Genomic DNA, 12758 nt, shown 5'->3' on the forward strand with positions numbered 1-12758 from the left:
CTCCGACACGTCCGGGGAGCGACGCTGAGCCATTCGTGTTGTGATCGAAGACGGAGGGGCAACGCTGTCGAGGACGGAGGAAATCATGGCTGCCAAGCTGCGAGCGCGAGACATCATGTCCAGTGGCGTGCAGTGCGTCGGCGCGCACCAGTCGCTGCTCGATGTGGCGACAATGATGCGCGATCTCAACGTCGGCTGCCTGCCCATCTGCGGCGACAACAACAGGCTCACCGGCTTGATCACCGACCGTGACATCGTCATCACGTGCTGCGCGGAGGGAGTCGACCCAGCGACCGTGCAGGCCGGTTCCCTCAGCGCCAAGGTCCACTGGATCGATGCCGAAGCAGATGCCTCCGAGGTCCTGACGACCATGGAGGAACATCAGATCAAGCGGCTGCCGGTGATCGATGTCCAGGGCGGCCACCGCCTGGTCGGCATGATCACAGAGGCCAATCTCGCGAAGAACCTGAGCGACGAGCAGATCGCCGAGTTCGCGAGCCGCGTGTACGCGACCGCTTAGACCTCCGGTCAGTAGGACTGCCCGAAGGCGGCGTCGGCCAGCACGGAGCCGTCAGCGGTGAGCAGGCGGACGCTGGTGACCGGCGCCGTGCCGGCGGGGAAGGGCGCGCCCCAGGCACCGTAGCCCTCCTTGCTGAGGGCGAAGGAACCGGCCTGGGCGGTGGAGCCGTCGGCCCGCTGCACCTCGCACCGGACGGTGCCGGAGTGCCCTTCGGCGTCCACCGTCATGTACAGCCAGGGCGACGCTCCGGTGTACAGGAAGACCCGTCCGCGCGACTCGCCCCCGTGGGCGAGTCGCGCGGTGAGCAGCTGATGCTGCACCGGAGAGACGATCGGCGCGACCGGGGCCGGACGTCCGACGGATGCGCCGAGCACCCAACCGCCACCACCCAGGGCAAGGCCCGCCGCGACTGCCGCCGCAGCGAGGGCGAAGCGCCGCCACCGTACGCGCCGGAGCGGTCGTCGCCCGGAGGGCAGCCCCAGCCGGTCGATCACTCTGTCCTCGAAGCCGACCGGCGGTTCGCTCCCCGGGACAAGGTCCAGCAGTGCGTCCGCCGTGGCCACCAGCTCGTGGACGTATTCGCGGCAGGCGGGACAGTGCTCCAGGTGGTCCATCGCCCCGGCCCGCTCCTTGGCGGGCAGAACGCCGAGCGCCAGCTCCGCACCGATCGCCCGGAGCTGCTCACAGGTGAATCCGCGAGTGTCAGTCATCGTGGTCCGCCTGCCTGGTTGCGAGGGACGCGCGGAGCTTGCCCATGGCTGCCCTGATCCGGGTCTTGGCGGTACCGAGCGGGATCTTCTCGAAATCGGCGACCTGCTGAGCCGTCATCCCGTAGATGCCGGCCATCACCAGAGCACGTGCCTGATCGCGCGGCAGCGCGGCAACCGCTCGACGCAGTTCCGCTGCGGCTTCGGCGGAGAGCGCCTGCCGCTCCGGCGTGCTGGTGACCGTCTCCATCATGTTCTCCAGGTCTGTGGGGTCGACTGGAGTGGCCTTGCGGGCACGTACGGCGTCGATCGCAAGGTTATGCGCGATGGCCGCCAGCCAGGTGGGCACCGATCCCCGGCGCGGGTCATAGACCTGAGCGTGCCGGCAGGCGCGCTCAAAGGTCTGCTGAGCGATGTCCTCGGCGAGCTGGATGTCTCCGACCACAGCGACGGCCACGCCGAAGACCCGGCGCTGGAACCGCCGAACGAAGGCCACGGCGATCTCGGGATCGCCGGTCATGAGACCGGCCAGCAGCGCTTCGTCGGGCACCCGCTCCAGGGGAATGCCAATCCTGCGCATACTCCCTACGTAACACGAGCCCCCAGGGATTGCCTCCGCCCGGCCGCCCTCGACGCTGCCGAAGAGCTGGGACAGAACCCGCGTCGCGGTCCATGTACCGGGGCCTCCTGGCGCGAACGCGCCACTCGGTCCACCCGGACCCGGACCGGGTCGATCATGAACCCTTGGCCCGGCAGCACCGTAGGTATCAAAGGCACGCTCTTACGAACGACAGTGGCCGACCGGTTCCAGGACCGGAAGGCTCGGCGGGCACCGGAAGCGCCCTGGCGGGCCCCCGGTCCGCAGCCCCTGTCAGAAGCACGGCGGCGTCGGCCGCCTCGGACCCCTGGAGTCGTGATGACGTCTCGCACGACCCATCTCGCACTGCGCGGGACCGCAGCGTCCTGCGCCCTGGCCAACGCGGTGATCCATCTCTCGCTGGTCCCTTCCCACCTGACGGAGATGCCCTACATCGGCATCCTGTTCCTGGTCGGCAGCGTGGTGATGCTCGGCGTCGCCGCAGGGCTCGTCCTTCAGAGGCAACCGCTCGGCGTCTGGCTGATCGGGGCAGCTACCAGCGTCGGCATGATCATCGGATTCCTGCTGTCCCGCACCGTCGGGTTGCCGGACTATCGCGAAGCCGGCTGGGAGCCGCCCTACGGCGCCCTGTCCCTGGTGGTGGAGGGCATCTTCGTTCTCACCTTTCTGGCCTGGTTCAAGGAGGGCGGCGCCGCGCGGGTTGCGGATCTGCGGCCCCGAAGAACTCCCGGTATGAAGGCTCCGCCGGTGCGGTTGCCGTAAACGGGGACACGGCCCCGTTTCGTCACCTCCGTCGCCTTCACAGACTCCCCTCACCCATGCACAGATGTATACATTTCTGCCGCTTTGCGAAGTTGTTACCTGTGCGGGTGGTGCGCCCCTGAACCCGGTCGTAGCGTCGATACCGGAACAACCGTTGAGAAGGGGACGGCAGCGCCGTCCAGTGTCTGCTCCGAAGTCGCGGATCGCACCCCGGGACGGACCAGGCGGTACAGATAGGCCAGATGAGCTCGGAGAGAGACGGCTGGGAGCGGACATGCAGAGACACAAGCTGAAGGCAGCGGTATTGATCTGTGCCGCGGCATCGCTCGCAACAGCGGTCGCACCGGCATCTGCTTCCACAGGGACACGATCACCCGCCGACGTGGTGATCGTCGACTGCTTCTCGCATCCTCAAGTACGCCCGAACGACTTCTTGATCGCCTGCGGGGATGGCAACAGCATCCTCACCGCACTCCGGTGGTCGGACTGGAAACCGAATTTCGCCGCGGGCCGCGGGCTCAACGTTGTGAACGACTGCCAGCCGTACTGCGCCGCGGGCACGTTCCACCCCTACCCCGTGACCGTCAGGCTCGACCGCCCGGAGCCGCTGAATAAGAGTCCTCACCAACGGCACTACACCCAGCTCCGCCTCGTCTTCACCGACAGCAGGCCCGCGGAGATGCCCAGAGTCGTGACATACCGGCTCTGGAACTGACGCCCCATCCCCTGACCGGCCATCTGCCCGGGCGCCTCTCGGACACGCCCCGAGGGGCGCCTTCCCGTTTCATCGGCGTGCCCCCTCTCCGGAGCCAACAGCCCTCTCGCAGCAGCGGCTCTCGCAACTGCTCCTCGTGGCGGTGGTCGGGGCGCAAGACCTTTACGACGCATCGACGGCTCAGGAGAGAACCTTCCGAGCGGGTGGGGAGACGGAGAGGGCGGGGCCGGTCACTCCGTCCAGCCAGAGCACGTACGGCGTGCTCTCCGGACGACACCGCGCTCCGCGCGACATCGTCCCAGGTCAGCGACATCCGTTGTTTTCGCGGCCGTTACTACCACGACCCCGGCAAAGCGGCGGCGAGTTCGCGTACTACCTCGGCGAAACCCCGTACGAGGGGGCTGCTCTCGCCCTCGCACCAGGCCAGGGCGACCCTCAGGGGTTCGACGTCGGTGAGCGGGACCCAGGACAGGTCGGGGCGGGCGTAGTACAGGGCCATGCTCGCCGGGGCGAAGCAGACCGCGGCGCCCTCGGCGACCTGCTCCAGCATTTCCTCGACGTTGTCGTTCTTCGGACCCCAGTGCGGTGCGGAGCCGTCCGGTCGGGGGTTCACCGCCCACCAGTCGACCCAGTCGCGCGGCGCCCGCTCCGTCCACAGCAGCGGCTCGTCCTTGACATCCAGGATGCCGATGCCCGTACACCCCGCCAGCGGGTGCCCGACGGGCAGGCCGACGACCCGGGGTTCGGTGTGGACCACCTCGGCGTGCAGGTCGGTGAGGTCCGCGGGCAGCCAGACGAAGGCGACGTCCACCCGGCCGTCGCGCAGGGCGGCCGCCTCCTGGCCCCAGTCGAAGCGCTTCGGTTCCACGCGGACGTCCGGATTGCGGCGGGCGAACTCGGCCCGGGCCCGGGTGGTCAACTCACCCGCGCCGCTTGCCTCGAAGCCGACCCGAAGCACCGCCTTCTCCTGGCACCGGTGGCGTTCCGCCGCGGCGAGGACGCGGTCCGCCTGGCGTACGGTCCGGCGCGCCTCGGCCACCACATCGCGCCCGGCAGGGGTCTGGGTCACGCCGCCGGGGTGCCGCTCGAAGAGGGGGACGCCGAGTTCCGTCTCCAGCTTCCGCAGCGCGTACGACAGGGCCGGCTGGCTCACGTAGAGCCGCGCCGCCGCCCGACCGAGGTTCCCCTCCTCGGCGATCGCCACGAGATAGTTCAACTGCCGTAGCTCCATGGGGAGAGCATAAACAGCGGCGATAAACGCTCTTTATGGGTCGTGTTGATCTCTGTCTTGGACGGCGGGGCCGGGCGGCGGCCGTAATGGAGACGCACGCCGGGACACCACCTCGGCCGTGTTCGCCGGCCGACGCCCGGTCGGCTTCCCGAACCACGCTGGAGATCCCCATGAGCGACAACGCCCGCACCGCTGCTGCCCGCGCCGCCACCCCCACCCGCTCCGCAACCGGCAAGGTCTGGCTGATCACCGGCGCCAGCTCCGGTTTCGGGCAGGCGATCACGCGGGCGGCCCTCGCCGCCGGCGACACCGTGGTGGCCGCCGCCCGCCGCCCCGAATCCCTCGACGAACTCGCCGCCGCGCACCCCGGCCGCGTCGTCCCCGTCTCCCTCGACGTCACCGACCCGGCCCGCATCACCGCCGTCGTCGCCGAAGCGATCCTCTGGTACGGGCGGATAGACGTACTGGTCAACAACGCCGGCCGCGGACTGATCGGCGCCGTCGAGGAGACCACCGACCGCGAACTCCGCGACCTGATGGACCTGCACTTCTTCGGCCCCGCCGCGCTCACCCGCGCCGTACTCCCGCACATGCGCCGCCAGGGCTCGGGCGCCGTCGTGCAGATGAGCAGCATGGGCGGCCGGTTCTCCTTCCCCGGCGTCAGCGCCTACTCGGCCACCAAGTTCGCCCTGGAGGGGCTGTCCGAGGCGCTGGCCCTGGAAGTCGCCCCGCACGGGATCAAGGTGCTGATCGTGGAGCCTGGGGCGTTCCGGACCGGGTTCGCCGGTGGCGGTGCGCTGCAGCAGTCGGCGCCCCTGGACGCGTACGAGGAGACGGTCGGTCCGGTCCGCGCCGGGCTCCCCGACAGCGACGGCAAGCAGCCGGGGGACCCCGAGAAGGCCGCCGCGGCGATCCTGACCGCGTTGGCCGCCGAGCAGGCCCCGCTGCGGCTGGCCCTCGGCAACGACGCCGCCGATGCCATCGCCGGCCAGCTGAAGTCCGCCAGCGAGGAGGCGGCCGCCTGGGAGGCGGTCAGCCGGGGCACCGACTTCGACGAGGTGTGAGGGCAGCGGGCGGTCAGGTCCTGGCGGGCAGCCTGCAGCCGACGTGAGGGGTAGTGCCCCGTTCGGTCCCGAGGCAGCCGACAACCGGCCGCGGCTGGGCGGCGATGCTGGAGTCGGTGCCGCACGAGCGGGCCGCCTCACATCCGGAGTGCTCAGCGCCGCCCGGCAGTTCGGCGGCGCGATCGGAGTCGCCCTCCTCGGTGCGCTGATCGCCGACTCTGCGCACTTCATGACCGGGATGCGGATCAGTCTGGTTGTCGGGGCGGCCGTGCTGGTGGCCACCACACTCGGCGTGGCGCTCTTCCTGCCCGGCAGCCCGAAGTCCGCGGCTTCCTCGACACCCGTGCCGGGAACCGAGGAGCCTGCCACGGTCTCCTTGCGCCCTGGTGGCTTGGAATCGACAGGTGGGACGGTCGCGGGCGCGTCGGCCTTGGCCGATGACTGACCGTGCCCACCTTGTCGGTTTTTCGCTCGGCCCGCCGTCGGTCAGAAGCCGGGGGCGCTGTCGTCGCGGCAGGTGACGCCGGGCCGCGTGTTCACTGACCACATGTGCGTGCACTGCGGACACTGGAGGTGAACGACCGGCCCCTTGGTGGATATCACATAGCGCCAGTGATCAGCGCAGTTACGGCGGTCGGCGCAGGTCCCACAATGGCGGGCGTCGTCGCAGACGGGGCAGGCCATCCAGGCGCGGCGGGCGGCGTCCGCCTGTGGGTCAATGGGCAGCTTCACGGCCCGGCTCCCCTCCTGGGAGGACACCGGCCGCCACCAGCAGGTCGTAGGTGCGCTGCTGCTCGGCGTCCAGGCCCGAGTAGAGAAGTGTGTACGCCTCGTCCTCGCCTTGGAGAACGCTGACCGGGTCCCAGTCAGGTCCGAGTGCGGCCACGACCTCGGCCCGTCGCCGGGCTTCATCGAAGGTCAGATCGATCGTGAAGGGTATGAGATCGGTGGGATCTTCCTTGTTCATGGCGAAACTTCCGATGCGCTGGTGGAATCCCACATGTACCAGGCGACCACAGCAACGGGGAAGGGTGACCTAAGTTGCCCTGGGGTGACGCGGCGCCCGGCCCATCGGCGAGGAATCCTCGGATCGACTGACAGGGGCGGGGCGTTGCCGGAGCCAGAGCCCCGACGGCAGACACGGTCCGGGCACGGCACTGTGACGTACTTCATTGCCTGACTCACGGAACGGGCCGCGATCCGGCCCTGGAGAGGCGGGCCCGACGGGCCGGGTCCGCGGGGCCGCCGTCGCGCTGCGGCCCGGCGGTCAAGGCCCTCGGCACGGCGCCCGGCCACGCACCGAGCGCGGAGCCAGGGACCGGCGCCTGCCCCACCTGCCGACGCTCCCCCGCGGACGACACCACCAGGCATGGCCCTGCCTGGGCCCCTCCCGGCACTAGACTTTCACGGCCGCATTCCCGCCGGGGCCGGACGCCGCAGCCCACTCAAATGGTGCAGCACATGCCAACGCCACGGAGCTAAACGCTTGCATATGCAAGGAATATGTATCTATCTTGGCGTGTATGCAATCCTACACAATCGGGCAGGCGGCCCGTCTGTTGGGCGTGAGCCCGGATACCGCGCGGCGGTGGGCGGATGCCGGCCGGGTGGCCACACATCGCGACAAGGGCGGACGCCGGCTCATCGACGGCAAGGATCTGGCCGCCTTCTCGATCGAGGTCGCCAGGACCGGTGGTGGCGAGGAGGACGCCCCCTACACCTCTGTCCGCAACGCCTTTCCGGGCATCGTCACCGCCGTCAAGCTCGGCGATGTCGCGGCCCAGGTGGAGATCCAGGCCGGGCCGCACCGGCTGGTCTCGCTGCTGACCCGGGAGGCCGTGGAGGAACTGGGCCTGGAGGTCGGCGTGGAGGCCACCGCCCGCGTGAAGTCGACCAGCGTGCACATCGACCGCACCTGAGCGGACACGTACGGGCGGCGGCCGTGGGTCACGCCTTCACCGAGCAGGAGTACGCCCCCGCACCGGCCGATGCCCCGCCGTCGCCGTACGGCACGGAGAGCACCATGGCCACGCCGGTCTCCTCAACTCCCTTGCAGGGCGCGGTGGTCAAAGTCGTTGAGCGGGAGCCCGTTCGACCCCCGTCACCCCGACCTTCGCGAACGCCCTGCGGGACGCCACCGGGTTCGCCTTGCCTGTGTCACATCCACGCCCCGTAGCCGCCGTCCACGCGTATCGCGCTGATACCGCTGACGTGCCGGGCGCCGCAGCGGTCCTGAGGCAGCACGAGCTGGGGGCCGGCCCCGTCGAGCGGGGTGTCGTCGATGCTGGCCGCAAGCAGGACGGACGCACGGCCGAAGTCGGGGTCGATCTCCGCCCAGGACAGGACGGTGCGGTGGCCGTCCGCTCCCGTCACTGCGATCAGGAAGCGCAGGCGATCCTTGCGCCGGGTGGGGTCGAAGGCGGGGCCGGCGTCGGACAGGACATCGTGCAGCAGCGGTCCTGCGAAGCGATGGCGCTGGACGCCACTGGTGGCGCACTCAAAGCTCACCTGCACCCGGCGCTGGGGCCAGGCGAGCAGGTCGCGAACCGTCAGCCGGACCGGACGCGCGAGGTCTCCGGTCAGGGCGACCTCGGCCACCGGATCGGCGGCCGGAAGGGAATGACTCACGGGCTACCACCTCCCGGATGTCGATACCCGGGCAGCAGTCCCGTATAAACGCACATGCCCACCATCACCCATGGGCAGTCCAGCTCATGCGATGCCACAGATGACTTCCACCTCGTATTTGCGGCAGTATGATGTGCACATGCACACCTGCCGGATCGGGGAAGCAGCCGCCTTGATGTCAGCGCCGACACACTGCGGCGCCGGGTCGGGGCCGGGACACTGCGGGCCGAACGTGACGAGCTGGGCCGGCGGATGATCCGCGGGCCGGAACCGGCTTCCTTCGCCCGGGAGTTGCGCCGCGTCGAGCGGACGAACAACGGATCCTCGGCGCGCAACCACCTCGCCGGGACCGTCACCGACAAGATCCTCGAAGAGGTGTCGGTGCGGGTGGAGATCCAGGCCGGGCCGTTCCGGGCGGTGTCCACCCTCAGCCGGGACTCGGCTGAGGAACTGGTGCCGGAACCCGGTGTTCCGGCGCTTGCCGCGATCAAGTCGACCCACGTGGTCGTCGAGAGACCGTAGAAGAGTCCGACGGACTCTTCCGGAAGAAACCCGAGGGAGTAGACCCCGTGATGACCCGTTCCGCACGCCGGACCCGCCGGACCCTGCAGGTGGCCGGCGCAGGCGCCGCTGCGCTGCTGGCACTGAGCGCCTGCTCCTCGTCCGACAACTCCTCGGCCAAGCCGGACTCCTCGGCGTCCACGGCCTCGTCGAAGAAGCTCTCCGGCACGGTGACCGTCTTCGCCGCCGCCTCGCTCAAGGAGAGCTTCACGACCCTGGGCAAGGAGTTCGAGAAGGCCCACCCGGGTACGAAGGTCACCTTCAGCTTCGGCGGCAGCGACACCCTCGCCGCCAGCATCACCGGTGGCGCCCCGGCCGACGTCTTCGCCGCCGCCAGCCCGAAGACGATGGGGATCGTCACCGACGCGAAGGGCGCGGTCGGCACGCCGTCCACCTTCGTGCGCAACCAGCTGGAGATCGCGACCCTGCCGGGCAACCCCGACAAGGTCTCCTCCCTCAAGGACCTCACCAAGTCGGGCCTGAAGGTCGTGCTGTGCGACAAGACGGTGCCCTGCGGGGCGGCCGCCCAGAAGGCGCTGGAGGCCAGCAAGCTCAAGCTCACCCCGGTCTCGTACGAGCAGGACGTCAAGAGCGCCCTGACCAAGGTGGAGCTGAAGGAGGCCGACGCCGCCGTGGTCTACAAGACCGATGTGAAGGCGGCGGGTGACAAGGTGGAGGGCGTGGAGTTCCCCGAGTCCGCCGAGGCCATCAACGACTACCCGATCACGCTGCTCAAGGACGCGCCCAACGCCGACGCGGCAAAGGCGTTCATCGCGCTGGTGCAGTCCGCCGAGGGCCAGAAGGTCCTGACGGCGGCCGGGTTCCTCAAGCCGTGACCGAGGTGGACAAGTCCGGCGCCGCGGACGAGCTCCTCATGGGTGGCGACGCCCGCGGGGGCCGGCCGCGGCGCCGGCGCGTCCGCGCGGACGCCCGGGGCAGGGTGCCTCTGCCTCTTCTGCTGCCCGCCCTGGTCGGGCTGGCGTTTCTGTCGCTGCCACTGATCGCCCTTCTCATACGGGCTCCCTGGCGCACCTTGCCGGACCAGCTGACGAGCACGGAGGTGTGGCAAGCCCTTCAGCTGTCCCTGGTGTGCGCGACCGCGGCAACCGCAGTGAGCCTGGTGCTGGGCGTGCCGCTGGCCTGGCTTCTCGCGCGCACCGACTTCCCGGGGCGGGGTTTCGTACGGGCCCTGGTGACGCTGCCGCTCGTCCTGCCGCCGGTGGTCGGTGGTGTGGCACTGCTGCTGGCGCTGGGACGCAACGGTGTCGTGGGGCAGTGGCTGGACTCGGCCTTCGGGATCACCCTGCCGTTCACGACGGCGGGGGTGGTGGTCGCGGAGGCGTTCGTGGCGATGCCGTTCCTCGTCATCAGCGTGGAGGGCACACTACGGGCGGCCGATCCCCGGTACGAGGAGGCCGCCACCACGCTGGGCGCCTCCCGCTTCACCGCGTTCCGCCGGGTCACCCTGCCGCTGATCGCGCCGGGCATCGCAGCAGGTTCCGTGCTGGCCTGGGCCCGTGCGCTCGGCGAGTTCGGCGCGACGATCACCTTCGCGGGCAACTTTCCCGGCCGCACGCAGACCATGCCGCTGGCCGTCTACCTCGCCCTGCAGAACGACCCGGCCGCCGCCATCGCGCTGAGCCTGGTCCTGCTCGCCGTGTCGATCGCGGTCCTGGCCGGACTGCGGGACCGTTGGATGACCGCCTCATGACGGACATCGACAACGCCACGGGCAGCCTCCCCGCCGCGGGCCTTGACGCCCACCTGGTCGTCAACCACGGCCTCTTCCAGCTCGACGTGGCGCTGACGGCCGCGCCCGGCGACGTCGTGGCGCTCCTCGGGCCCAACGGCGCGGGCAAGACCACCGCCCTGCGCGCGCTCGCCGGTCTCACCCCGCTCACCGGCGGTCATCTGCGCCTCGACGGTGTCGCGCTGGACCGTACGCCGCCCGAGTCCCGTCCGGTCGGCGTCGTCTTCCAGGACTACCTTCTCTTCCCGCACCTCTCCGCCCTCGACAACATCGCGTTCGGCCCCCGCTGCCAGGGCGCGTCCAAGGCCGAGGCACGCGCACAGGCCGCCGAGTGGCTGGACCGCATGGGCCTCGCCGACCACGCCGGCGCCAAACCCCGTCGGCTCTCCGGCGGGCAGGCCCAGCGCGTCGCCCTCGCCCGCGCCCTGGCCACCCACCCCCGACTGCTGCTGCTCGACGAACCGCTGGCCGCGCTCGACGCCCGCACCCGGCTCGACGTACGCGCCCAACTCCGCCGCCACCTAGCCGACTTCGAGGCGGTCGCCGTGCTGGTCACGCACGATCCACTGGACGCCATGGTGCTGGCCGACCGGCTGGTCGTCATCGAGCACGGCCGGGTCGTCCAGGAGGGCACCCCTTCCGACATCGCTCGCCATCCGCGTACCGAATACATCGCCCAACTGGTCGGCCTGAACCTCTACAAGGGGCTGGCGGAGGGGCACACCGTACGGCTCGCCTCCGGCCCGGCGATCACCACCACCGAGGATCTCACCGGCCCCACCTTCGTCGCGTTCCCGCCCGGCGCGGTCACCCTCCACCGCGACCGGCCCACCGGCTCCAGCGCCCGCAACCTGTGGCACTGCGAGGTTGCCGGACTCGAATCGCACGGCGACCAGATTCGCGCGGACCTCACCGGTGAGCTCCCCCTCACCGCCGACCTGACCACAGTGGCCGCAGCCGAACTCGACCTCCATCCGGGAGCCCCGGTCTGGGCCACGGTCAAGGCCGCACAAACGCACGCATACCCAGCCTGACGCAGCGCTTGCCCGGCCGGGGCCGGAAGCCCACAACGCCGGGGATAAAAACCGGCACATCCATGGCTTTCGGGCAGCCCCGACCTGCCAGGCACTGCCACCCCACAACCTGGCGGATGCGACGGGCCGCAATACGGCCACCGTCCCACACGACTACGGTGAGGCTCACCACAGGATCAAACCCTGACAATCCACATCTTTTCTGTGAGGCGTCCCATCATGACCCTGAGTATCCGCAACCAGCTTCCCGGCACCGTCACCGCCATCACTCCGGGCGAGGTCATGGCGACCGTCGAGGTCCGCCTGGACGGCGGCCAGGACATCACCGCGGCGATCACACGGGAGGCCGTCAAGGAACTCGGCCTCGCCGAGGGCTCCGCCGTACGCGCCCTGGTCAAGTCCACCGAGGTGTCACTCGCCACCGGCGCGGCTGAGGGACTATCCATCCGCAACCAACTCCCCGGCACGGTCGGCGACGTCGCCACGGGCGGCGCCATGGCCTCCGTCAAGGTCACCGTCCCGGGTTGCGAACTCACCGCCGCGATCACCAAGGACGCCGTCACCGACCTGGACCTGACCCGCGGCTCGCCCGTCGTCGCGCTGATCAAGTCGACCGAGATCTCCCTCGCCGCCGTGTGATTCACCCAGGTGGGCAGCCGGAATACGCCGGAACACGCCGACGCGACGCAGATGCGGCGGCACTTCCGCAGCCACCGCAAGGTGCCCCCCTCCTCTACATGAGCGAGGGCCTGCGCGCATCCCTCACCCCCTCCACCGGCCACATGCCCACCTGGGGCCACCTCACCGCCCTTACCCTCGGAGCCGTGGGCCGATCGCTGCAATGTGACAGCAACGGGACTGATGACCGTTGCGCGCCACCGGCACAGCCCCCTCCCGGATCAGGCCCAGGCCACTCGTATGCAGTAGGGCGACATCCGTGTGCAGCTCATCGCCCTCACCTTGGGCGGGATCGTGGATGGGGCATGAAATCGGGCAGCGAGTACTCCGCACTCCCGCCGTCAGGCCTCCGGTAGCGAGGACGCCCTGGCGCCGCCGAGAGCTACAGCCGCGCCGGCGTGATCGAGTTCGAGTGGCAGCCCGACGGTGAACAGCAGAGACTGGGCAGCGGTTGAGGAACTGGACAACAGATCCCGACCTCAGAATTCCGGATTACTCGCTCCGGCCATC

Annotated in this window: 18 protein-coding genes; 11 read left to right on the plus strand and 7 right to left on the minus strand. The window is 70.0% G+C overall.

The window, feature by feature from the left end; all coding sequences use genetic code 11:
* The first annotated feature begins 85 nt into the window (after window positions 1-85).
* Entirely contained in the window at window positions 86-520 is a 435-nt protein-coding gene (locus tag ACIBB8_RS23525; protein ID WP_366134840.1) for a CBS domain-containing protein, read from the plus strand.
* 8 nt (window positions 521-528) lie between these two features.
* On the opposite strand, the gene ACIBB8_RS23530 is transcribed toward ACIBB8_RS23525, so the two are convergent.
* Together ACIBB8_RS23530 and ACIBB8_RS23535 are read right to left on the minus strand one after the other, a co-directional pair.
* Entirely contained in the window at window positions 529-1230 is a 702-nt protein-coding gene (locus ACIBB8_RS23530; RefSeq protein ID WP_398955097.1) for a hypothetical protein, read from the minus strand.
* Window positions 1223-1807 carry an RNA polymerase sigma factor gene (locus ACIBB8_RS23535; protein ID WP_398955099.1) on the minus strand — a complete coding sequence of 195 codons (585 nt, stop codon included), beginning with the start codon at window positions 1805-1807 and terminating at the stop codon, window positions 1223-1225. Before ACIBB8_RS23535 ends, ACIBB8_RS23530 begins: the two co-directional genes overlap by 8 nt.
* A 336-nt stretch (window positions 1808-2143) precedes the next feature.
* On the opposite strand from ACIBB8_RS23535, the gene ACIBB8_RS23540 reads away from it, so the two are divergent.
* Both ACIBB8_RS23540 and ACIBB8_RS23545 read left to right on the plus strand, forming a co-directional pair.
* Window positions 2144-2587 carry a hypothetical protein gene (locus ACIBB8_RS23540; protein WP_398955101.1) on the plus strand — a complete coding sequence of 148 codons (444 nt, stop codon included), beginning with the start codon at window positions 2144-2146 and terminating at the stop codon, window positions 2585-2587.
* 274 nt (window positions 2588-2861) lie between these two features.
* The gene (locus tag ACIBB8_RS23545; protein WP_398955103.1) at window positions 2862-3302 is read left to right on the plus strand and encodes a hypothetical protein; all 441 of its coding nucleotides are present in this window, start codon (window positions 2862-2864) and stop codon (window positions 3300-3302) included.
* A 334-nt stretch (window positions 3303-3636) separates the two neighbouring features.
* Here ACIBB8_RS23545 and ACIBB8_RS23550 read toward each other — a convergent pair whose 3' ends face one another.
* A complete protein-coding gene (locus tag ACIBB8_RS23550; protein WP_398955105.1) occupies window positions 3637-4533 on the minus strand; it encodes a LysR family transcriptional regulator in 897 nt (298 codons plus the stop codon).
* Between the two features lie 170 nt (window positions 4534-4703).
* Here ACIBB8_RS23550 and ACIBB8_RS23555 point away from each other — a divergent pair, with 170 nt between their 5' ends.
* Window positions 4704-5597, plus strand: a complete 894-nt coding sequence (locus tag ACIBB8_RS23555) for an oxidoreductase (protein ID WP_398955108.1) — start codon at window positions 4704-4706, stop codon at window positions 5595-5597.
* A gap of 43 nt (window positions 5598-5640) precedes the next feature.
* Window positions 5641-6042 (plus strand): hypothetical protein, encoded by a 402-nt coding sequence (locus ACIBB8_RS23560; protein WP_398955110.1) that lies wholly within the window; start codon window positions 5641-5643, stop codon window positions 6040-6042.
* Window positions 6043-6083: 41 nt separating this feature from the next.
* On the opposite strand, the gene ACIBB8_RS23565 is transcribed toward ACIBB8_RS23560, so the two are convergent.
* Entirely contained in the window at window positions 6084-6329 is a 246-nt protein-coding gene (locus tag ACIBB8_RS23565; protein WP_398955112.1) for a hypothetical protein, read from the minus strand.
* Entirely contained in the window at window positions 6313-6564 is a 252-nt protein-coding gene (locus tag ACIBB8_RS23570) for a DUF6400 family protein (RefSeq protein ID WP_398955114.1), read from the minus strand. Before ACIBB8_RS23570 ends, ACIBB8_RS23565 begins: the two co-directional genes overlap by 17 nt.
* A gap of 556 nt (window positions 6565-7120) precedes the next feature.
* Between ACIBB8_RS23570 and ACIBB8_RS23575 the strand changes: the two genes are divergently transcribed.
* Window positions 7121-7516 carry a helix-turn-helix transcriptional regulator gene (locus tag ACIBB8_RS23575; RefSeq protein ID WP_358863288.1) on the plus strand — a complete coding sequence of 132 codons (396 nt, stop codon included), beginning with the start codon at window positions 7121-7123 and terminating at the stop codon, window positions 7514-7516.
* Between the two features lie 28 nt (window positions 7517-7544).
* Here ACIBB8_RS23575 and ACIBB8_RS23580 read toward each other — a convergent pair whose 3' ends face one another.
* The gene (locus tag ACIBB8_RS23580) at window positions 7545-7667 is read right to left on the minus strand and encodes a hypothetical protein (protein ID WP_398955116.1); all 123 of its coding nucleotides are present in this window, start codon (window positions 7665-7667) and stop codon (window positions 7545-7547) included.
* A gap of 87 nt (window positions 7668-7754) precedes the next feature.
* Window positions 7755-8225 carry a molybdopterin-dependent oxidoreductase gene (locus tag ACIBB8_RS23585; RefSeq protein WP_398955118.1) on the minus strand — a complete coding sequence of 157 codons (471 nt, stop codon included), beginning with the start codon at window positions 8223-8225 and terminating at the stop codon, window positions 7755-7757.
* Between the two features lie 252 nt (window positions 8226-8477).
* Here ACIBB8_RS23585 and ACIBB8_RS23590 point away from each other — a divergent pair, with 252 nt between their 5' ends.
* From ACIBB8_RS23590 to ACIBB8_RS23610, 5 genes are all read left to right on the plus strand, one after another.
* Window positions 8478-8747, plus strand: a complete 270-nt coding sequence (locus ACIBB8_RS23590) for a molybdopterin-binding protein (RefSeq protein WP_398955120.1) — start codon at window positions 8478-8480, stop codon at window positions 8745-8747.
* A 50-nt stretch (window positions 8748-8797) separates the two neighbouring features.
* Window positions 8798-9622, plus strand: a complete 825-nt coding sequence (gene modA, locus ACIBB8_RS23595; protein ID WP_398955122.1) for a molybdate ABC transporter substrate-binding protein — start codon at window positions 8798-8800, stop codon at window positions 9620-9622.
* Window positions 9623-9660: 38 nt separating this feature from the next.
* Window positions 9661-10497 carry a molybdate ABC transporter permease subunit gene (gene modB / locus ACIBB8_RS23600; RefSeq protein ID WP_398955232.1) on the plus strand — a complete coding sequence of 279 codons (837 nt, stop codon included), beginning with the start codon at window positions 9661-9663 and terminating at the stop codon, window positions 10495-10497.
* A complete protein-coding gene (locus ACIBB8_RS23605; protein ID WP_398955124.1) occupies window positions 10494-11570 on the plus strand; it encodes an ABC transporter ATP-binding protein in 1077 nt (358 codons plus the stop codon). Before modB ends, ACIBB8_RS23605 begins: the two co-directional genes overlap by 4 nt.
* A gap of 219 nt (window positions 11571-11789) precedes the next feature.
* Window positions 11790-12209, plus strand: coding sequence for a molybdopterin-binding protein (locus ACIBB8_RS23610; protein WP_398955126.1), 420 nt, complete (start codon window positions 11790-11792; stop codon window positions 12207-12209).
* Window positions 12210-12758: the final 549 nt, after the last annotated feature.

This window comes from Streptomyces sp. NPDC051286 (assembly GCF_044455345.1).
Lineage (GTDB): Bacteria > Actinomycetota > Actinomycetes > Streptomycetales > Streptomycetaceae > Streptomyces.

What these genes read in the sequence shown, in the direction of transcription:
- ACIBB8_RS23525 (WP_366134840.1), top strand. Translation starts at nt 86, where the DNA reads ATGGCTGCCAAGCTGCGAGCGCGAGACATCATGTCCAGTGGCGTGCAG.
- ACIBB8_RS23530 (WP_398955097.1), bottom strand. Translation starts at nt 1,230, where the DNA reads ATGACTGACACTCGCGGATTCACCTGTGAGCAGCTCCGGGCGATCGGT.
- ACIBB8_RS23535 (WP_398955099.1), bottom strand. Translation starts at nt 1,807, where the DNA reads ATGCGCAGGATTGGCATTCCCCTGGAGCGGGTGCCCGACGAAGCGCTG.
- ACIBB8_RS23540 (WP_398955101.1), top strand. Translation starts at nt 2,144, where the DNA reads ATGACGTCTCGCACGACCCATCTCGCACTGCGCGGGACCGCAGCGTCC.
- ACIBB8_RS23545 (WP_398955103.1), top strand. Translation starts at nt 2,862, where the DNA reads ATGCAGAGACACAAGCTGAAGGCAGCGGTATTGATCTGTGCCGCGGCA.
- ACIBB8_RS23550 (WP_398955105.1), bottom strand. Translation starts at nt 4,533, where the DNA reads ATGGAGCTACGGCAGTTGAACTATCTCGTGGCGATCGCCGAGGAGGGG.
- ACIBB8_RS23555 (WP_398955108.1), top strand. Translation starts at nt 4,704, where the DNA reads ATGAGCGACAACGCCCGCACCGCTGCTGCCCGCGCCGCCACCCCCACC.
- ACIBB8_RS23570 (WP_398955114.1), bottom strand. Translation starts at nt 6,564, where the DNA reads ATGAACAAGGAAGATCCCACCGATCTCATACCCTTCACGATCGATCTG.
- ACIBB8_RS23575 (WP_358863288.1), top strand. Translation starts at nt 7,121, where the DNA reads ATGCAATCCTACACAATCGGGCAGGCGGCCCGTCTGTTGGGCGTGAGC.
- ACIBB8_RS23590 (WP_398955120.1), top strand. Translation starts at nt 8,478, where the DNA reads ATGATCCGCGGGCCGGAACCGGCTTCCTTCGCCCGGGAGTTGCGCCGC.
- modA (WP_398955122.1), top strand. Translation starts at nt 8,798, where the DNA reads ATGACCCGTTCCGCACGCCGGACCCGCCGGACCCTGCAGGTGGCCGGC.
- modB (WP_398955232.1), top strand. Translation starts at nt 9,661, where the DNA reads ATGGGTGGCGACGCCCGCGGGGGCCGGCCGCGGCGCCGGCGCGTCCGC.
- ACIBB8_RS23605 (WP_398955124.1), top strand. Translation starts at nt 10,494, where the DNA reads ATGACGGACATCGACAACGCCACGGGCAGCCTCCCCGCCGCGGGCCTT.
- ACIBB8_RS23610 (WP_398955126.1), top strand. Translation starts at nt 11,790, where the DNA reads ATGACCCTGAGTATCCGCAACCAGCTTCCCGGCACCGTCACCGCCATC.